At 36.2% G+C, this 20,039-nt stretch carries 21 protein-coding genes; 18 read left to right on the forward strand and 3 right to left on the reverse strand.

Annotation, left to right across the window (positions count from 1 at the left end; translation table 11 throughout):
• Positions 1-7 precede the first annotated feature (7 nt).
• From ACFFGL_RS11625 to ACFFGL_RS11705, 17 genes are all read left to right on the forward strand, one after another.
• Positions 8-580: a TetR/AcrR family transcriptional regulator gene (locus tag ACFFGL_RS11625; protein ID WP_309729703.1), complete on the forward strand. Its 573-nt coding sequence runs from the start codon at positions 8-10 to the stop codon at positions 578-580.
• A 68-nt stretch (positions 581-648) separates the two neighbouring features.
• Positions 649-1,722, forward strand: coding sequence for a 1,2-phenylacetyl-CoA epoxidase subunit PaaE (paaE, locus tag ACFFGL_RS11630; RefSeq protein WP_309729705.1), 1,074 nt, complete (start codon positions 649-651; stop codon positions 1,720-1,722).
• A gap of 82 nt (positions 1,723-1,804) precedes the next feature.
• Positions 1,805-2,761 carry a 1,2-phenylacetyl-CoA epoxidase subunit PaaA gene (gene paaA / locus ACFFGL_RS11635; RefSeq protein ID WP_309729709.1) on the forward strand — a complete coding sequence of 319 codons (957 nt, stop codon included), beginning with the start codon at positions 1,805-1,807 and terminating at the stop codon, positions 2,759-2,761.
• A 164-nt stretch (positions 2,762-2,925) separates the two neighbouring features.
• On the forward strand, positions 2,926-3,228 hold the full coding sequence (gene paaB, locus ACFFGL_RS11640) for a 1,2-phenylacetyl-CoA epoxidase subunit PaaB (RefSeq protein ID WP_309729710.1): 303 nt from the start codon (positions 2,926-2,928) through the stop codon (positions 3,226-3,228).
• Positions 3,229-3,302: 74 nt separating this feature from the next.
• On the forward strand, positions 3,303-4,058 hold the full coding sequence (paaC, locus tag ACFFGL_RS11645) for a 1,2-phenylacetyl-CoA epoxidase subunit PaaC (RefSeq protein ID WP_309729713.1): 756 nt from the start codon (positions 3,303-3,305) through the stop codon (positions 4,056-4,058).
• 52 nt (positions 4,059-4,110) lie between these two features.
• Positions 4,111-4,611 (forward strand): 1,2-phenylacetyl-CoA epoxidase subunit PaaD, encoded by a 501-nt coding sequence (gene paaD / locus ACFFGL_RS11650; protein WP_309729716.1) that lies wholly within the window; start codon positions 4,111-4,113, stop codon positions 4,609-4,611.
• 35 nt (positions 4,612-4,646) lie between these two features.
• Positions 4,647-5,429 carry an enoyl-CoA hydratase-related protein gene (locus ACFFGL_RS11655; protein WP_309729718.1) on the forward strand — a complete coding sequence of 261 codons (783 nt, stop codon included), beginning with the start codon at positions 4,647-4,649 and terminating at the stop codon, positions 5,427-5,429.
• A gap of 113 nt (positions 5,430-5,542) precedes the next feature.
• Complete coding sequence (locus ACFFGL_RS11660) at positions 5,543-6,700, forward strand: 3-hydroxyacyl-CoA dehydrogenase NAD-binding domain-containing protein (protein WP_374708760.1); 1,158 nt, start codon at positions 5,543-5,545, stop codon at positions 6,698-6,700.
• A 17-nt stretch (positions 6,701-6,717) separates the two neighbouring features.
• Positions 6,718-7,125: a PaaI family thioesterase gene (locus tag ACFFGL_RS11665; RefSeq protein WP_309729721.1), complete on the forward strand. Its 408-nt coding sequence runs from the start codon at positions 6,718-6,720 to the stop codon at positions 7,123-7,125.
• A gap of 211 nt (positions 7,126-7,336) precedes the next feature.
• A complete protein-coding gene (gene pcaF / locus ACFFGL_RS11670) occupies positions 7,337-8,539 on the forward strand; it encodes a 3-oxoadipyl-CoA thiolase (protein ID WP_309729723.1) in 1,203 nt (400 codons plus the stop codon).
• 11 nt (positions 8,540-8,550) lie between these two features.
• The gene (paaZ, locus tag ACFFGL_RS11675; protein ID WP_309729725.1) at positions 8,551-11,088 is read left to right on the forward strand and encodes a phenylacetic acid degradation bifunctional protein PaaZ; all 2,538 of its coding nucleotides are present in this window, start codon (positions 8,551-8,553) and stop codon (positions 11,086-11,088) included.
• A gap of 29 nt (positions 11,089-11,117) precedes the next feature.
• Positions 11,118-11,870, forward strand: coding sequence for an enoyl-CoA hydratase/isomerase family protein (locus ACFFGL_RS11680; RefSeq protein ID WP_309729728.1), 753 nt, complete (start codon positions 11,118-11,120; stop codon positions 11,868-11,870).
• Complete coding sequence (locus ACFFGL_RS11685; protein ID WP_309729731.1) at positions 11,870-12,466, forward strand: acyltransferase; 597 nt, start codon at positions 11,870-11,872, stop codon at positions 12,464-12,466. The genes ACFFGL_RS11680 and ACFFGL_RS11685 overlap by 1 nt, the downstream gene beginning before the upstream one ends.
• Before the next feature lie 51 nt (positions 12,467-12,517).
• On the forward strand, positions 12,518-13,837 hold the full coding sequence (locus tag ACFFGL_RS11690) for a dihydrolipoamide acetyltransferase family protein (RefSeq protein ID WP_309729733.1): 1,320 nt from the start codon (positions 12,518-12,520) through the stop codon (positions 13,835-13,837).
• Positions 13,838-13,857: 20 nt separating this feature from the next.
• Positions 13,858-14,214 carry a four helix bundle protein gene (locus tag ACFFGL_RS11695; RefSeq protein WP_309729736.1) on the forward strand — a complete coding sequence of 119 codons (357 nt, stop codon included), beginning with the start codon at positions 13,858-13,860 and terminating at the stop codon, positions 14,212-14,214.
• A gap of 27 nt (positions 14,215-14,241) precedes the next feature.
• Entirely contained in the window at positions 14,242-16,290 is a 2,049-nt protein-coding gene (locus tag ACFFGL_RS11700) for an alpha-ketoacid dehydrogenase subunit alpha/beta (protein ID WP_309729739.1), read from the forward strand.
• Positions 16,290-16,781, forward strand: coding sequence for a hypothetical protein (locus ACFFGL_RS11705; protein ID WP_309729742.1), 492 nt, complete (start codon positions 16,290-16,292; stop codon positions 16,779-16,781). Before ACFFGL_RS11700 ends, ACFFGL_RS11705 begins: the two co-directional genes overlap by 1 nt.
• Before the next feature lie 3 nt (positions 16,782-16,784).
• On the opposite strand, the gene ACFFGL_RS11710 is transcribed toward ACFFGL_RS11705, so the two are convergent.
• A complete protein-coding gene (locus ACFFGL_RS11710) occupies positions 16,785-17,513 on the reverse strand; it encodes a tetratricopeptide repeat protein (protein WP_309729745.1) in 729 nt (242 codons plus the stop codon).
• A gap of 219 nt (positions 17,514-17,732) precedes the next feature.
• Here ACFFGL_RS11710 and ACFFGL_RS11715 point away from each other — a divergent pair, with 219 nt between their 5' ends.
• Complete coding sequence (locus tag ACFFGL_RS11715) at positions 17,733-18,176, forward strand: ferritin-like domain-containing protein (RefSeq protein ID WP_309729748.1); 444 nt, start codon at positions 17,733-17,735, stop codon at positions 18,174-18,176.
• Between the two features lie 58 nt (positions 18,177-18,234).
• Here the strand turns inward: ACFFGL_RS11715 and ACFFGL_RS11720 are convergent, their stop codons facing one another.
• Both ACFFGL_RS11720 and ACFFGL_RS11725 read right to left on the reverse strand, forming a co-directional pair.
• Positions 18,235-19,383: a geranylgeranyl reductase family protein gene (locus ACFFGL_RS11720; protein ID WP_309729751.1), complete on the reverse strand. Its 1,149-nt coding sequence runs from the start codon at positions 19,381-19,383 to the stop codon at positions 18,235-18,237.
• Between the two features lie 78 nt (positions 19,384-19,461).
• On the reverse strand, positions 19,462-20,004 hold the full coding sequence (locus ACFFGL_RS11725) for a DUF4136 domain-containing protein (protein WP_309729754.1): 543 nt from the start codon (positions 20,002-20,004) through the stop codon (positions 19,462-19,464).
• Between the last annotated feature and the right edge of the window lie 35 nt (positions 20,005-20,039).

Raw genomic sequence — 20,039 nt, forward strand, 5'->3', positions numbered from 1 at the left:
CCGTTCTATGATCTCAGAACGGAAAAAAGAAATTATTACCATTGCTGCAAAACTCTTCAAAGAAAAAGGCTATAATGCTGTTTCTATGCGAGATTTGGCACAAGAATTAGGAATAAAAGCAGCGAGTTTGTACAACCATATTTCTTCTAAACAAGAAATTTTAGCAATTATTATTTTAGAAGTTGCCGAAAGTTTTACGCAGCATATGCAAAAAACTTTCCCGAAAAATATAAGCGTTCGACAAAAACTGGAAGAAATAATCCATATGCATATTGAAATTACTATTCAGAAAACCAATTATTTAGCCTGTCTTAATAATGATTGGATGCATTTAGATGAAAAAAACCTCGCTTATTATATAGAAATGAGAAATGGCTACGAAAAACAGTTACGTAAAATAATTTCAGAAGGTATCGAAAATGGAGAGTTAGAAAAACGCGATGAAGAAATAATTCTATTTTCATTGCTTTCTACCTTGCGCACTTTATATTTATGGTATTCTAAAAAACCAAGCCTTAAAATTGAGCTTCTAAAGCGAGATCTTACAAATACCTTGCTTTCTGGCGTGATAAAAGCATAATTTTAACAATGTGAATTTGTAATTAAGACTAACAATCGTTAGTTTTGTTAGGTAACCGAATTAAGAGAATGGCAAAATTTTACGAAATAGAAGTAAAAGACGTTTATAAAGAAACAAAAGATTGTACCGTAGTTTCTTTTAACGTTCCCGAAAATCTAAAAAAAGATTTCACCTTTCATCAAGGACAGCATTTAACGTTGAAAAAAGATATTGAAGGCGAAGATGTGCGGCGCTCGTATTCGTTATGTTCAAGTCCTGTAGATAATGAGTGGCGTGTGGCAGTAAAACAAATTCCAACCGGTAAATTTTCAACCTATGTAAATAATGAGTTGAAAACTGGCGATAAATTGGAAGTAATGAAGCCAAGCGGAGAGTTTGGCGTTCAAGTAAATGCTGAAAGCGAAAAAAACTATGTTGTTTTTGCCGCGGGAAGTGGAATTACGCCTATTCTTTCCATGATAAAAACGCATTTAGCCTTAGAGCCCAAAAGTACCTTTAAGCTGTTTTATTTGAATAAAAATGCGAAATCTATTATCTTTAAGGAGGAATTAGAGCAGCTTAGAAATAAATATTTCGGAAGGTTTGAAATTTATTATTTTCTAACTCGAGAGCAACGTGATATTCCGCTGTTTAATGGAAGATTTGATGTTGAAAAAATTCAGCAATTAACCCGTTCGCTTATTGATGTAGAAGATACCGACGAATGTTTTATTTGCGGTCCCGAACAAATGATTTTTATGATTCGTGACGAACTGCAAAAAGCTGGTTTAGCAAAAGATCATATTCATTATGAATTATTTGTAACCGGCCTTTCTGATGAAGATAAAAAACGCGCGGCAAAAGCGCTCGAACATAAGTTTGAAGGAACAAAAGTAACCGTGCTTGATGGTGGAAAAGAATTCCATTTTGGAATGACCGATGAATATGATAATATTCTCGATGCCGCCTTAGGAGCCGGAGCAGATTTGCCTTTCGCTTGTAAAGGTGGGGTTTGCAGTACGTGTAAATGTAAGTTGGTAGAAGGTTCAGTAGAAATGAAAACTAATTACGCCTTAGAAGATGATGAAGTCGCGGCTAATTTCGTGTTGAGCTGCCAATCGGTGCCAACTTCAGAAAAAGTAGTCGTAGATTTCGATGTATAATCCGTTCAAAGTTGCAAGCTCAAGTTTAAAGTGAAAAGCTTTAAACATTCAGCTTAACGCTTTAAACATAAACTAAAAGATGATGAGTGAGAAAGAAGTAAAAAATTTAGAAGAGATTTTCGATGCAAAAATTGCTCGAGATGAAAAAATAGAACCCAAAGATTGGATGCCAGAAAAATACCGAAAAACACATATTCGGCAAATGTCTCAACACGCGCATTCAGAAATTGTAGGAATGTTACCCGAAGGAAACTGGATAACCCGAGCGCCTTCGCTAAGAAGAAAAGTGGCATTGTTAGCAAAAGTGCAAGATGAAGCCGGTCACGGTTTGTATCTATATAGCGCTACAGAAACTTTAGGGGTATCGAGAGATGAACTATTTGAGCAATTGCATTCAGGGAAAGCAAAATATTCTAGTATTTTCAACTATCCCACAATTACGTGGGCAGATATTGGCGCGATTGGTTGGTTAGTAGATGGAGCAGCAATTATCAATCAAGTTCCGTTGTGTAATACTTCATTCGGGCCTTATGCAAGAGCAATGGTAAGAGTTTGTAAAGAAGAAAGTTTTCACCAACGTCAAGGATACGAAATAATGTTAACCCTTTGTCGCGGAACCGAAGAACAGAAACAAATGGCGCAAGATGCCTTAAATCGCTGGTGGTGGCCTTCTTTAATGATGTTTGGGCCAACAGATGATGAATCTACGCATACCGAACAATCTATGAAATGGAAGCTGAAACGAAAAACAAACGATGAATTACGTCAGCAGTTTATTGACCAAACTGTTCCACAAGCGGATATTTTAGGAATTAAAGTTCCTGATGAAGATTTAAAATGGAATGAAGAACGCGGTCATTATGATTTCGGAAAAATAAATTGGGACGAATTTTGGCAAGTGGTTAAAGGTCACGGTCCGTGTAATAAAGAACGTTTGCAAACTAGAGTGAATGCTTGGGAAAACGGACAATGGGTGAGAGATGCAGCAATGGCTCACGCAGAAAAGCAAGCCGAGAAAAAAGTGAAACAAGCAGTTTAAGTACTGAGAATTGAGTAATGAGTAAAAATTTAAATTTTCTAATTAATAGAATATAGCTTAAGAGATTAGATTAAAAGATGTGCAGTTTAAGTTCGCTCAACTATTAAAGTAGAAGTACCTAAAAAACGAATTACTCAATTCTAATTGCTAAATACTAAAAATATATGTCAGATAATAAAAAAAGTAAAAAGGAATGGCCACTTTTTGAAGTGTTTGTTCGAAGCAAAAACGGTTTAGAACATCGTCATTTTGGAAGTTTACATGCCGCCGATGCAGAAATGGCTTTAGAAAACGCGCGTGATGTTTATACCCGAAGAAATGAAGGCGTTAGCATTTGGGTTGTAGAAGCAAAAAATATTACCGCTTCTAATCCTGATGAAAACGGAGAGATGTTTGAGCCTGCTTCCGATAAAGTTTACCGTCACCCAACATTTTACGATTTGCCCGATGAGGTGAAACATATGTAATTTTCGCATAAGCGTGAATCTCTGAAAATTTTTCAGTTTAAAAAATTGAAGGTTTTCAACTTAAATAAAATTTAATGAATAAAGAATTTTTAATAAAATATATCTACGGTATTGCCGATAACGCGTTAATTCTCGGTCAACGTTTAGGCGAATTAACCGGTCACGGCCCTACTTTAGAAGTCGATATTGCTTTAACTAATACTTCCTTAGATTTATTTGGGCAAGTGCGAAGTTACTTTCAATATGCTGCTCAACTTTCTGATGAAGAAATTACTGAAGACGATATTGCTTTTTTACGTACAGAACGTGAATATTTAAACGTCTTGTTGGTAGAGCAACCTAATCGTGATTTTGCATTCGTAATTGGTAAACAGTTTTTGTTCGATCACTTTCATTTTTTATTATTAACTGAATTACAAAAAAGTCACGATCAAACCTTGGTGGCAATTGCAAAAAAGAGCTTGAAAGAAGTAAGTTATCACAAACGTTTTTCTTCAGATTGGATTAAACGTTTAGGCGATGGAACCGAAGAAAGCAAACAAAAAATGCAAACCGCTATTGATGATTTATGGCGATTTACAGATGAATTGTTTCACTTGACCGAAAACGATAAAAAAGCAATTAAAGAAGGAATTGGGGTAGATGTTTCAAAATTAAAAGAAACTTATTATAAAAATGTAGCTGAAGTTTTAGAAGAAGCTACACTTGACGTTCCTGAATTGAACTATTTTCAAGAAGGTGGAAAAAAAGGAATTCATTCAGAACATATGGGTTATTTACTTACAGATATGCAATATATGCAACGAACCTATCCCGGAATGAAATGGTAATCAATTCCTGGGTAAACAGGAATCTAATTACTCTTATAATTTAAAATTTTTAATGGTAGAAGAAAAAGTACATATTGAAGAAGAACTAGAACCGATCCTTAAAAAAGTTTCGGATCCGGAAATTCCTGTACTTTCTATTATTGATTTGGGTGTGGTTCGTTCGGCAAGTTTGAACGGAAATAAAGCTAAAATCGAAATCACTCCAACTTACAGCGGTTGTCCTGCAATGGATGTAATTGGCGACGATATAAAAACAGCTTTAAAAGATGCGGGTTATGAAGCCGAAGTCAACTTAATTTTAGCTCCCGCGTGGTCTTCAGATTGGATTACCGAAGAAGGTAGAAAAGCCCTGGAAGATTACGGCATCGCTCCACCAATGGATGCAACTTCAGATAAAAAAGCATTATTGGGCGAAGAGCGTATTGTAAAATGCCCACAATGTAAATCCACTAACACACATATGGTAAGTCAATTTGGTTCTACGGCCTGCAAAGCATTATTTAAATGTGACGACTGTCAGGAACCATTCGATTATTTTAAATGTTTAATATAATTCCTGCGTAGGCAGGAATCTTTTTATAAGATAATATGAGCAAAAGCATTCAAGTTGAAATTCAGAATAAAGTTGCAAAAATACGTTTAAACCGACCGGAAGTTTTTAACAGCTTCAACAGGGGAATGGCACTTTCTTTACAGAAAGAATTAAAAAAATGTGCTGAAAATAAGGAAGTAAGAGCAATTCTACTAACGGGTAACGGAAAAGCATTTTGTGCTGGTCAAGACTTAAAAGAAGTCACCGATCCCGATTTAAATCCTGGGTTTAAAGCTATTCTAGAAGAACATTACAATCCGATTATTCAACTCATTCGATCAATAGAAAAACCAATAGTTGCAGCAGTAAATGGTGTTGCTGCCGGAGCTGGAGCTAATATCGCTTTGGCATGCGATATTGTAGTCGCTTCTGAACACGCCGCCTTTATTCAGGCTTTCAGTAAAATCGGATTAATTCCCGATAGCGCGGGAACGTTCTTTTTACCGAGATTAATCGGTTTTCAAAAAGCTTCTGCTTTAGCGATGCTAGGCGATAAAGTTTCTGCGGAAGAAGCGGAAGAACTCGGAATGATTTACAAATATTTTTCAGCGGAAAGTTTTGAAGAAGAAAGCACAAAATTAGTCGAAAAACTAGCCAACATGCCCACGCGTGCTTTAGCATTAACAAAAGAAGCGCTCAATCAATCGTTGACTAATAATTTGGAAGAGCAACTAGCATTGGAGTCGAAAAATCAAATAGCAGCAGCTTCAACAGCAGATTATAAAGAAGGCGTAAATGCTTTTGTTGAGAAAAGAAAACCTAATTTTAAAGGAGAATAAAAATACAAAAAAGCTGTTTCTCTTGAACTTGTTTCAAGGTTTTATCTTAAAATAATAGTATTATGAAATGCTGAATAAAGTTCAGCATTCCAGAAAATAAAAAAATAAAATTAATGAACGTAGGAATAATAGGTTGTGGAACAATGGGAAGCGGAATTGCACAGGTAGCAGCTACTGCTGGTTGTTCTGTAATGGTTTACGATACAAAACAAAAAGCATTAGATAACAGTAAAGCAAAACTCGAAAAGGTTTTATTGCGTTTAATTGAAAAAGGAAGAATCGACGAAGCTGAGAAAAATAGAATTCAAGGCAATATTTCGTACGAGAATTCTTTAAAAGAGCTAGCAAAAGCAAACTTAACCATAGAAGCGATTGTTGAAAATTTAGAGATAAAACGAAAAGTTTTTCAAGAATTAGAAAGCTATCAAACACAAGATGCAATTATCGCTTCGAATACTTCTTCATTATCCATTGCTTCCATTGCAGCTTCGTTAAAAAATCCAGAACGTGTTATTGGCGTTCACTTTTTTAATCCGGCACCTTTAATGCCATTAGTAGAAATTATTCCGGCTATTCAAACTTCCAAAGAAGTTAAAGAAAAAGTAGTGAAAATTATATCCGATTGGAAAAAAGTAGGCGTGTTGGCAAAAGATACACCAGGTTTTATTGTCAATCGGGTCGCTCGACCTTTTTACGGAGAAGCACTCAGAATTCACGAAGAAGGCAAAGCAGATTTCGCCACCATAGATTGGGCGTTAAAAGAATTAGGCGGTTTCCGAATGGGGCCTTTTCAGCTGATGGATTTTATTGGAAACGATGTTAATTATACTGTTACTGAGACGGTGTTCAAAGAATTTTATTTCGATCCACGTTACAAACCTTCATTCACTCAAAAACGTTTAGCCGAAGCGGGTTATCTAGGAAGAAAAACTGGCAAAGGTTTCTATGATTACGGAGAGAACGCGAAAAAAGCCACGCCAACAAAAGATGAAAAACTCGGAAATGAAATTTTAGATCGTGTATTGGTAATGCTAATTAATGAAGCAGCCGATGCACTTTTCATGAATATTGCCACTGCAAAAGATATCGACCTGGCGATGACAAAAGGCGTAAATTATCCAAAAGGACTTTTAGCCTGGGCAAACGAAAAAGGAATCGATTGGTGTGTTAAAAAGATGGATGCACTTTATAACGAATATCATGAAGATCGCTACCGTTGTAGTCCATTGTTAAGAAAAATGTCGAAAGAAGGAAATAAATTCAACATTTAATTTAGTTTGAAATTTGTATGAAAGGAGCTGAAATTCCAGCACACATGCTTGCTAACGATTCCTTTAGTCAATGGTTAGGAATTGAAATTGTTGAGGTGCGCGAAGGCTATTGTAAAGTAAAAATGACTTTAAGAAAAGAGATGTTGAATAGCATGAAAAAAGCACATGGCGGCATCACGTATTCATTGGCCGACACCGCTTTTGGTTTCGCTTGCAATACCTTTGGTAAAAAGGCGGTTTCCATCGAAACCTCGATCAATCATATTGAAGCACTAGAAGAAGGCGATGTTATCACAGCAGAATCTGATGTGAAAAGCCAAAAAAATAAATTAGGATTTTATATAGTAGAAATAAAAAAAGAAAATCAACTCGTAGCACTTTTTAAAGGAGTTACCTATAGAACCAGCGCAAATTGGGAAGAGTAAACAAATAAGTTGGACGCAACCCTAACGGGTCGGGCTCTCGCAAGTCGCTTTTTTCAATTCCTTTTTAGGGAGGAATTGAAAAAGAGCTTCAACAAATTGCTCCATCCCTTGCTCAAAAATAGAGACAAATTTGAAATTGTAAAATATTGATAATGGAAGAAGTATATTTTTTATTTTACATTCAACATAAATAATTCAAAATTTTAAGTAAATGAACACATATATCATAGACGGCATCAGAACGCCCATCGGAAATTACAAAGGAACTTTATCTCCGGTAAGAGCAGATGATTTAGGTGCTTTAGTCATTAAAGAAATCGTTAAACGCAATCCGAATATTCCAAAAGAAGCTTACGATGATGTTATTTTAGGTTGTGCTAATCAAGCCGGAGAAGACAATCGAAACGTTGCGAGAATGTGTTCGTTATTAGCGGGCTTACCATATTCTGTTCCGGGAGAAACCGTAAACAGACTTTGTAGTAGTGGACTTTCAGCGATTATTCACGCCAATCGTGCGATAAAAGCCGGAGACGGAGATTTATTTATTTCCGGTGGTGTAGAACATATGACGCGTGGTCCTTACGCGATTGCCAAACCTTCCAGCGCTTTTGGAAACGATGCTAAAATGTACGATACAAGTTTTGGTTGGCGTTTTGTGAATCTAAAAATGCATGAAATGTATGGCACCGATGGAATGGGTGTAACCGCAGAAAACTTGGTCGATAAATATAAAATTTCCAGAGAAGATCAAGATGCTTTTGCCTATTGGAGCCAGATGAAAGCAACCAAGGCCCAAGAAAACGGAAGATTAGGTAAAGAAATCGTCACGGTAGAAATTCCGCAGCGAAAAAAAGATCCGATTCAATTCAGCACAGATGAATTCGTAAAGCCGAAAACTTCTAAAGAAATTCTAGCAAAATTACGTCCGGCTTTCAGAAAAGACGGAAGCGTAACCGCAGGGAATTCTTCAGGGTTAAATGATGGCGCCGCGGCAACTATTGTAGCTTCAGAAAAAGCCGTAGAAAAATATGGTCTAAAACCAATGGCAAAAATTTTAAGTTCAGCGGTAGTAGGAGTAGAACCGAGAATTATGGGAATTGGTCCTGTAGAAGCGTCAAACAAAGCTTTGAAAAAAGCCGGACTAACGATGGACGATATGGACGTCATTGAATTAAATGAAGCTTTTGCCGCACAGTCGTTAGCGTGTACAAGAGCTTGGGGTTTAAAAGATGACGATCCCAGATTAAATCCAAACGGCGGAGCGATTGCAATTGGTCATCCACTTGGTGTTACTGGAGCTAGATTAGCGAATTCTGCTGCTCTAGAATTGCAAATCACCGGAAAAAAATATGCGTTAATAACAATGTGTGTTGGGGTTGGCCAAGGTTATGCTGCTGTAATAGAACGTGTTTAAAAAATAAAAAGATGCAAAAAGTACAACATTATATACAAGGACAATGGATTGACGGGCAAGGAGAAGGAAATCCTATTTTCGATTCCGTCACCGGAGAACATTTTACCAACGTAACCACGGAAGGAATCGATGTGCCTGAAGTTTTACAATACGGAAGAACAAAAGGCGATACGCTTCGGAAAATGACCTTTATTGAACGTGGAAATATGCTGAAGAAATTAGCTTTTCACCTTCAAAAACACAAGCGTACTTTTTATGATATTAGTTTTAAAACCGGTGCGACAAAAATAGATAGTTGGGTCGACATTGAAGGAGGATTCGGAAATCTTTTTGCCAATGCTTCTTTACGTAAACTATTTCCTAATCAGCCATATCACGTAGAAGGAGAACCAATCGATTTATCGCGTGGAGGTCGTTTTATGGCACATCATATTATGGTTCCAAAAACCGGTGTAGCCGTTCATATTAACGCTTTTAATTTCCCGGTGTGGGGGATGTTAGAAAAATGTGCGGTAAATTGGATGGCAGGAGTTCCCGCGGTCGTTTTACCGGCACCGCAAAGTGCTTATCTAACCGAAGCGGTAGTGAAAGTTATTATTGAATCTGGAATTTTACCAGAAGGTGCTTTGCAATTAATCAGTGGAACCCGAAAAGATATTTTGGATACGGTAGAATCACAAGATATTGTCACTTTTACCGGTTCGGCTTCAACCGGCCGAAAACTGAAAACACATCCGCGTTTAATAGAAGAATCTGTACCTTTTACCATGGAAGCCGATTCGTTGAATGCTTCTATTTTAGGAGAAGATGCAAAACCTGGGACTCCAGAATTTGATCTCTTTATTAAAGAAGTTCGGAATGAAATGACTTCAAAATGTGGACAAAAATGTACGGCCATCCGAAGAATCATCGTTCCGCAAAACCTCATGGAAGACGTTCAAATCGCATTAGGTAAGGCTTTAGATAAAGTGACTTATGGAGATCCGCGTTTAAAGGAAGTCCGTATGGGAACTTTAATCGATAAAAAACAAGTCGAAGCCGTAAAAAATAGTGTCCAAGAAATCGCGAAAACCGCCGAAATAGTATATGGTGATTTTGAAAATGGAAAAGCGGTAGGCGCTGATTTTGAAAAAGGAGCGTTCATTAAACCAATTTTACTTCGTGAAAATGATCCGTTTACCAATCATGCGGCTCATATTACTGAAGCTTTTGGTCCGGTAAGTACGTTAATGCCTTATAAAAGTTTAGATCAAGCGGTTGAATTATCCAGAATGGGAAGAGGTTCCTTAGTGAGTTCTATTGCTACAAATGATGATAAAATCGCTAAAGATTATACAATTCGAGCTGCTACACATCACGGTAGAATTTTAGTTTTAAATCGGGAAAGTGCTAAGCAAAGTACAGGTCACGGTTCTCCGTTACCTAATCTTATTCACGGTGGTCCGGGTCGTGCCGGAGGTGGAGAAGAAATGGGTGGCGTTCGCGGAATTAAGCACTATTTACAGCGTTGTGCCGTACAAGGTTCGCCTACTACATTAACAGAAATTACGGGAATTTATCAACCGAATGCTGATTATAAAGAAGCAGAAAAACATCCGTTTGCCTATCATTGGGAAGATATCGAAGCGGGAATGTCATTAAAAACGCATAGCCGAACCCTTACCGATACTGATATTATCAACTTCGGAAATTTAACTTGGGATCATTTTTATGCGCACACCGATATTACTTCACTTGAAGGAAGTATTTTTGAGCAACGTACCGCACACGGCTATTTCATTATTTCCGCGGCAGCGGGATTATTCGTTTATCCAAATAAAGGACCGGTTGCGGCAAATTATGGTTTAGAAGAAATCCGTTTTTTACGTCCACTTTATCATAACGATACCATTCATGTTCGATTAACATGTAAACAAAAAATCGATCGAGATCAAAAAGGAAAAGAATTACCAAGCGGAATTGTAAAATGGTATGTAGAAGTTTTTGATACAGATGTAACCAAAGGAAATATTCCAGAAAGTGAAAAAGAGGAAAAAGAAGCCCTAGTTGCCATTGCGACTATTTTAACCATGGTTCAGAAAAAACAAACTACTTTTAAAGAAATTACCGATCAGGTTTTTGAAAACGCACTTCATAAACTTACTGAAGATACAAAACCGGAATGGGGAATTATGACCCCGCAACATATGGTAGAACATTTAGAGGCTAGTTATCGAATTGCTTCTGGGGAAATTCAAGATTTTGAAATCTCCACTCCTAAAAAATATTTAGATGACGTTAAGGAAACCTTATACAATTACGAACCAATGCCTAAAAATTATAATTTTCCATTTTATAAAGAAGGCGAATTATTCAGTTTAAAGCACGAAGATTTAGCTATGGCTAAACAAAAGTTGAAAGAAGCTAAAAAGCAATACGAAAACTTTTTTGTTGAAAATTCCGAGGCGGTTACTAAAAATGCAGTTTTTGGAGAATTAACCAAATTCGAGTGGAAATTATTACACAGAAAACACCTCAATCACCACTTTAAACAATTCGGAATTTTATAAATTTATTGTTCAATTTAAAAACTTAAGTTTTGACAGAACCATACGTAAAACAAGATATAGAAAATAAAATCGCTACGATAGAATTTTTTCATCCGGCACACAATTCGTTACCGGGGAATATTTTGGCACAACTCGCCGATAATATCACTGAAGCCGGTAAAAATGATGAAATTTTAGTAATCATTTTAAAAAGTGGCGGAGAAAGAACGTTTTGTGCCGGAGCGAGTTTTAAAGAATTAATTTCTATTGAAAACGAACAAGAAGGAGAGAAATTCTTTAGCGGCTTTGCCAATGTAATTAACGCAATGCGCAAATGTCCTAAATTCATCATCGGTCGCGTACAAGGAAAAACCGTTGGTGGCGGAGTCGGTTTAGCTTCCGCGATGGATTATTGTATGGCTACAAAATACGCAGCCATCAAATTGAGCGAATTAAATTTAGGGATTGGCCCTTTTGTAGTTGGTCCGGCGGTACAACGTAAAATTGGCGCCAGCGGAATGTCACAAATCGCTATCGATGCCAATTCATTTTATTCACCAGAATGGGCAAAACGAAAAGGTTTGTATGCAAAAGTTTTCAGTTCTACTGAAGAATTAGACGACGAAGTTCAAGCCTTAGCCGAACAACTTTGCGGTTATAATCCTGAAGCGGTGAAAGAAATGAAACAAATGTTCTGGCGTGGAACAGAAGATTGGGACGAACTTTTACAAGAACGTGCAAAAATCAGTGGTAGATTAGTACTTTCATCATTTACAAAAGAAAAATTAGAACGTTTTAAATAATGATTTACAGCTTCAAAGGGCATATTCCGGTCATTCAAGAAAGCAGTTTTGTTCACCCACTAGCGGCAGTAACCGGTAATGTAATTATTGGAGAAAATTGTTATATCGGTCCGGGAGCTGCAATTCGTGGCGATTGGGGCGAAATTATTTTAGAAGATGGCGTAAATGTACAGGAAAACTGCACCGTTCATATGTTTCCAGGGAAAAGTATTAAGCTGAAAAAAGGAGCGCATGTAGGTCACGGGGCAATTATTCACGGTGCCAATTTGGGTGAAAATTGTTTAATTGGTATGAATTCTGTTATTATGGATGATGCTGAAATTGGCGACGAATCGATTGTAGGAGCGATGGTTTTTGTGAAAGCAGAAACCAAAATTCCGAAGCGAAGTTTAGTAGTGGGAAATCCCGGGAAAGTCATTAAAGAAGTTTCCGATGAAATGATTGCATGGAAAACAGCCGGAACTAAATTATATCAGCGTCTACCTAGCGATTGTCACGAAAGTCTGAAAGAAGTAAAACCGCTAAGGGAACTTCCTAAAAACCGCCCCGTACAAGAAGATTTTTACAAGACTTTAAATGAGTTTAAAAAGAAATAAGAATTTCAATTCAATTAGATTGAATTTATTCCTGAAATAGGAAAATATATTATGGCAGAAGTCGAATTAAAATTGCCCAAAATGGGCGAAAGCATTTCAGAAGCCACCATTATAAATTGGTTGGTTAGTGAAGGTGATGAAGTTACACAAGATCAAACAGTACTCGAAGTAGCTACCGATAAAGTAGATTCAGAAGTTCCAGCGCCGGTAAACGGAAAGATTTCTAAACTCTTGGTAGAGCCGAATGAAGTTGTAAAAATAGGCGAAGTAATCGCGCTTATTGAAGCTTCTGCCGACCAATCGGAATCGGTTAAGAAAGATGGTGTAGAAGAGAAGTCCATTCCAAAAAAGGAGACTAAGGCAAAACCAACACCGTCAGAAAAACCAAGTTCATCCAAGAAACCTCCAAAGGACCAAAAAACTTCCAAAAGTTATACGCTTAACGAAAATCAAAACACCTATTTTTCACCTTTGGTGGTGAGTATAGCGAAAGAACATCACATCAGTTTCGAAGAATTGGCAAGAATTCCTGCTACCGGAAGTGAAGGCAGATTAAGAAAAAGTGATATTTTCAACTATATTGAAGAAGGTCGACCGGCACAATTTGCACAACCTGTTCCAGAGCAAACAGGATTTCAGATTCCCGATCTCAAATTAGATAAAGGAAAAGGGAAAATAGTAGAAATGGACAGAATGCGTCAAATGATTGCCGATCATATGGTGTTTTCTAAACATACTTCGCCGCATGTAACCGCTTATGTGGAAGCCGATTTAACCGAAATGGTAAATTGGAGAAATGCGAATAAAAAAGCTTTTCAAGAAAAATACGGTGAAAAATTAACCTTTACGCCCCTTTTTGTAGAAGCGGTCGCCAAAGCGGTGAAAGATTTTCCGATGATAAATGTTTCGGTTGACGGTAAAAATATCATCGTAAAGGAAAGTATAAATATTGGAATGGCAACGGCACTTCCAACCGGGAATTTAATTGTTCCGGTGGTAAAAAATGCCGATCAAAAGGATTTAAAAACAATTGCTGCGGAAGTGAATGATCTAGCTGAAAAAGCTCGAAATAATAAATTGAAGCATGACGAAACTAGCGGAAGCACATTTACCATTTCGAATGTGGGAACATTTGGCAGTTTAATGGGAACACCTATCATCAATCAACCGGAAGCGGCTATTTTAGCAACTGGAATCATTAAAAAACGCGCTGAGGTAATGGAGTATGAAGACGGTGATAAAATTGAAATTCGCCAAATGATGTATTTATCATTGTCCTTTGATCATCGCGTAGTCGATGGATTTTTAGGCGGAAGTTTCCTACGTCGCGTAGCCGATTATTTTGAAGATTTTAACAGGCCTAATTATTAATGTTGAATTCTTAATTTTTAATGAAAAAGAACATTGTTAAAAATAAAAGTTTTGAATTCTCCTTAAAAATAATTGAGTTGTACAAAATTCTTCAGTCCCAAAAAGAATATGTCATATCTAAACAATTACTGCGCAGCGGAACAAGTATTGGAGCGAACATTGCAGAATCCGAAGCTGGCATAAGTCGTGCGGATTTTACTTATAAACTTACCATTTCAAGTAAAGAAGCTCGTGAAACTATTTATTGGCTTCAATTATTAGAACAGAGTAACTTAGTGACTTTAGAAACAGATCTGTCAGATTATATAAAAGATTGCAATGAATTAATTAGACTCTTAACGGCAATAGTCAAGACTATAAATTCGGAATCTAATTAAAAATTCATCATTTAAAATTAAAAATTAATGAAGATAACCAAAGATATATTTAAAAAGGCTTTTTCAAATCTTTGCACTGCCAAGGCGATGACAGAGTTATATGAGGAAAATTTTAAAACGGTTTCAAAATACGTTCATGCCACTTCTAGGGGACACGAAGTTATTCAAACCGCTCTCGGAATGCAACTTCAACCTTTCGATTACGTATTTCCGTATTATCGGGATGATTCCATTTTATTATCCATCGGGATGGAACCCAAAGATTTAATGCTGCAATTGTTGGCTAAAAAAGATGATCCATTTTCCGGCGGAAGAAGTTATTATTCACATCCTAGTTTACGAGATGACGATAAACCAAAAATTCCGCATCAAAGTTCTGCCACGGGAATGCAAGCTATTCCGGCAGCAGGAACTGCTATGGGAATGTGGTATAAAGAAAAAGAAGGGTTGGGTGATGATAATAAACCTGTTGTAGTTTGTTCGTTGGGAGATGCTTCAGTAACTGAAGGTGAAATAGCAGAAGCAATGCAAATGGCAGCGCTGAAACAACTTCCTATTATTTTCTTGGTACAAGATAATGGTTGGGACATTTCTGCAAATGAAGCCGAAACAAGAGCACAATCTGCTTTTGAATATGCACGCGGATTTAATGGTTTAGAAGCGATCAGTATCGATGGAACGGACTTTATAGAAAGTTATACTGAAGTCAATAAAGTTATTGAAACCATAAGAAAAGAAAGAAGACCGTTTTTAATTCACGCTAAAGTGCCGTTGCTAAATCATCATACTTCCGGTGTTCGAATGGAATGGTATCGCGACGATTTAGAAGAATCGAAAGAGCGGGATCCGTATCCTATTTTGAAAAAACAATTAGCTGAAAATGATTTTACCGAAGATGAAATTGAAGCGATTGAAGTTTTAGCAAGAGTTAAAGTAAAAGAAGCTTATCAAGAAGCAAGTCAAGCGGAAGATCCTAAACCGGAAGATTTATTTACCCACGATTTTGCTCCTACTGAAATTACCGAAGAAAAAGGGAAACGTTCGCCAGAAGGTGCCGAAAAAGTAGTGATGGTCGATTGCGCCCTTTTTGCTGTGGAAGAACTCATGAAAAAACACAAAGAATGCTTGCTTTACGGACAAGATGTTGGCGGGAGATTAGGTGGTGTTTTCCGAGAAGCTGCAACTTTAGCGCAAAAATTCGGAGACAATCGTGTATTTAATACACCCATTCAAGAAGCATTTATTGTTGGATCTACCGTGGGAATGTCGGCGGTTGGTCTAAAACCTATTGTTGAAGTCCAATTTGCTGATTATATTTGGCCCGGATTGAATCAATTATTTACGGAAGTAAGCAGAAGTTGCTACTTATCAAATGGGAAATGGCCGGTTTCGATGATTCTTCGTGTTCCGATTGGTGCTTACGGAAGTGGAGGTCCTTATCATTCTTCTTCCGTAGAAAGTGTGGTAACGAATATTCGCGGGTTAAAAATTGCTTACCCGAGTAATGGAGCCGATTTAAAAGGCTTGATGAAAGCTGCTTATTACGATCCGAATCCGGTGGTGATTTTCGAACATAAAGGATTGTATTGGAGTAAAGTGCTCGGTACAAAAGGAGCAACTTCCGTAGAGCCGAGTGAAGATTACGTGTTGCCTTTCGGAAAAGCCTGGGTTTTACAGGAAATCTGGAAGCAGGAAGAAAAAGAAACCCTTTGTATCATTACTTACGGAATGGGCGTGCATTGGGCGATGAATGCTTCTGAAGAGTTAGGAATGCAAGATCAAATTGAGGTGGTTGATTTACGAACTCTTTCGCCACTTGATGAAGAAACGATTATGAAATCGGTTAAGAAATGTGGGAAATGTTTAGTGGTGACCGAAGAGCCTTCAGATAACACGTTTGCGCGAGCGCTTTCCGGAAAAATTCAGGAGGAATGTTTTAAATATTTAGACGCACCGGTGATGACGATTGGTTCAGAAAATATGCCGGCCATTCCACTTAATTCAACTTTAGAAGAAACCATGATTCCTTCAACTGAAAAAGTGAAAAAGAAAATTGAAGAATTGTTAGCGTACTAATGCCAAAAATTTTTTACAAAGAAAAAATAATAAGTTACGTAATAAGCATTCCTATCGGGATGCTTATTATTTTATGTATGATCGGCGTAGGTTTTATAATTGCTGATGAAAATGCAAATCAATTAATTTTACTCGGTTTATTAGGTAGTTTAATTGTGTTAATACTACTTTTTTATCATTTATATAAATTGGAAATAATAGTTGATGAAAGTCATTTACACCTGCGTTTAGGAAAAGGAAATTTGGGTAAACGTTTTTTACTTTCAGAAATTGAAATTGATAGTTTTTCAGAGAAAAAGATTACGTGGTATTATGGTATAGGTTGGAAATATGATCATAAAGGAAATATTTTCTTTAATGCAAACCCTGGAATTGCTTTGTGCTTTCGATTAAAAGGAAACGCTAAAAAGATTATGATCGTTACCAATAATCGCGAAAAATTAAAAAATGAAATTCTTCAAGGAAGTTCTTATTCGAGAAAAAATCAATAAATATTAGTTACGTAACTGATAAGGATATTGCTCATAAATAGAACTATCCTCATTTATTGTGTTTCCGTTTTTTCTATCTAAAAGCGCTTGCTTCATCATTTCATCTGTAGCTTCTTTTTGGTAATTTTTTAGCTGACTCATAGCAATAGATTTGTAAAATTTAGGTTCAGCAAATTTCGGATATTTTTCTAAAGACTTATCGAATTGAAGAATAGCCTTTTCCCATTTTTGTTGTTCAAATAATGAGATGCCGTAATAAAATAAATCTAAATGATGATAACCATCTTCGCCCCATTCTTCTACTTGTTGCTGAATATCTTTTTCAAAAATATTTTCGGCTTTCTTAAATTCATTGAGTTGCAAATAACTTAACGCGAGGTAGAAATTATAGGTATGATCCATCACATAAGAATTTCCTTCCAGTTTTTTTATTCGTTTAAAATCTTTTATAGCATCGTTATAAGTTTTAGCAAAAATACATTTAATGAAAGCACGATAGGCTAGCCAACTTTTTTCATCATATTTTACTGCTTTATCCAAAAATTCCATTCCCACTTCATATTTTCGAGCTTTAAAATAAGGCATTGCTTTTTGTTGCCATAAATACGCAATTGTAGAATCTTTTTTTAAACCTTCATCAATACAATTTTCATATTTATGTAATTCTTTTATATAATTGTAGCGGTGAGCACAATTATATAAATGTTCCTGAAGAATTTTTTTCTTGTTCAATTAGAGTGGTTTCATTTTCTTTTTTAGCTTTTTCTTTTGAGCAAGATAAAAATAGCAAACAACTAAAAACAATATATACATATCGAGAAGTGGATTTCATATGGAATAGGTTTTATGTAGAGAACGCTTACGTTAATCTTCGTTAAATCAGTTGTTAATCATCGTTAATAATTTCAACACCACTAATTTGTATAGTAAATTTAAATAAAAAAATTAGCTATGGAATTTACAGAAAAAGTATCAAAAAAGTTGAATCAACTTTTAGAGAAAAATTACGATTCAGAAAAAGGGTACAAAGATGCCGCAGAAAGAGTAGAAAACCCTAAGATGAAAGATTTTTTATCTGAACAAGCCCAAAAACGTTATGATTTTGGAAATCAATTAAAATCTGAAATTAAAAACTATGGAAAATCTCCCGATAAAGGCGGAAGTGTAAAAGGAGCGGCTCACCGCGCTTGGATGGATTTAAAAGCAGCAGTTTCTTCTAGCAAAGCAGAAAATATTATGGAAGAAGTTCAACGTGGAGAACAATCTGCAATTGATGAATATGATGAAGTAATTGCTGAAGATTTGCCACCAACAACAAAAGATATTTTGGTAAAACAACGCGAAGAAATTAAACACGCACAACAAAGCGCAGCGAACTTTGAAAAGATTTCTTAGAAAATCTTATTTTCAAATAAAAAAGCTACCTTATTTCGGGTAGCTTTTTTTTATTTTTCTAGTTGAAAAAAGGAAGATTAATTTTTTGTTTTACTTTTTTATAAAAGTCTTTGGGATACGTACGATCTCCCATAAAAATATGAGTCATATATTCAGCAGCTCTTTGTCCATATTTTTGAAGAAGTAAATTTCTTAAGGTCGGTTGTCCATAAAATAATTTTGATAATTTTTTTCCTACCTCTAATTCAGGCAGAATTCGTTCTTCCAATTTTTGTTGATAGAGAATTTTAGCTTCTCGAAGATTCATTTTACTTTCTGCAATTGCTTTTGCCACAAGAACGCCGCTCGCTATAGCATTAGAAATTCCTTCCGCCGTAATAGGATCTGCAAAACCTGCCGCGTCACCAATTAAAAAAACATTTCTTTTTACAAAACCTTCTTTTCTTGGAGAAATAGGAATTATAAAACCGTGCGCTTCCTCTTCAAGTATAGTCGAAATTCCTAAAGTGGTTAAATATTTTTTATAATCTTCTTTTAGATTAGCTTTTTTCTTGGTTTTTAAAAAATTTCCTACACCAATTGATAAATGATTTTTCTTAGGAAAACACCATCCGTAGCCATTGGGAGAAACATCAATATCAAAACGAACTGATTTTGAAAGTCGCTCAAAATCGCTTGTAGGAACTGTTACTTCATATTCTAATGCCGGACACATCATTCGGCTTTCTTCCCAACCCGTTAATTTTGCCGTCGGGCTTAAAGCGCCATCTGCAGCGATAATAAATTTTGCTTTAATACTTCCGGTTGAAGTAAGAATTTCGGTATAATCATCTTCAAAATTTAAATCTTCAACTTTTGTTTCTTGTAGTATTTTTACCCCTAAATCTTCTGCTTTTTTTACAATTAAATGATCAAAACGATCACGCATCACCATACTAATTATAGGTTTTTCACGCTTGGTTTTAAAAGCCAATTTTTTACCAAAGAAAATTTCTACTTCATTAAATTCTGCATCTATAACTTCTTCAACAGAAAAAGGCAAATCTCTTAAGCCGCGATATACAAAACCTCCGCCACAAGTTTTGTAACGCGGTAATTTTTCCTTTTCAATAAGTACAGTTTTAAGACCGCTATTTGCTAAATGATAAGCCGCTGAAGCCCCAGCAGGGCCACTTCCTATAATAGCAACATCAAATAAATTTGTCATTTTTATTTATTAGAGCGATAAAAATATCATAAAAAAAGTCCTTCGCAAATTAATGGAAGGACTTTTTAACTTCTAAAATTATTTCTTTTTCTTCTCTCCAGGCGGATATCGATCTAAAATTTCTTTTACAATTTCATTAATCCGTTCAATTTTATCTTCCATATCCATTGCTAAAGCGCCGCTTCCCATTCCTTGCCAAACCAACTCATTTTGGTCAGCATCAATCAAATCAATATAAAGCGTTCCTTCTGTAGTTCGAGAAACGGTATTATAACCAGCTCCCCAATACCAAGGATTCCAGCCCCAACCGTAACCATAGCCAAAATTATTTTGGTAGATATTTACATTTTCTTCGGTTTTCGTGAAAATGCTAACCAACATATCCGGCTCTTGAGATTTTGTAAAACCTTTCGCCAATAATTCGCGTTCAATCGCACGTAAAATGCGTTTTTTGTCTAAATCGGAAACATCAGCTTTATCAATTCCCGGTTTGTAAAAAGCAAAACTTCTGTACTTTGTAAAATCAACTTCCCGATCATAATCGGTAGCCACTCTCACAGAGCTACATGAAGTAAGCACAAGTAAGAACGCTAACGGAGCAAATAATTTTTTTAGATTCATATTCAAGTTTTTTAGGGCGTTCGGGCGGGCTTTCG

Origin of the sequence: Mesonia maritima, from assembly GCF_042433895.1 — a bacterium.
Lineage (GTDB): Bacteria > Bacteroidota > Bacteroidia > Flavobacteriales > Flavobacteriaceae > Mesonia > Mesonia maritima.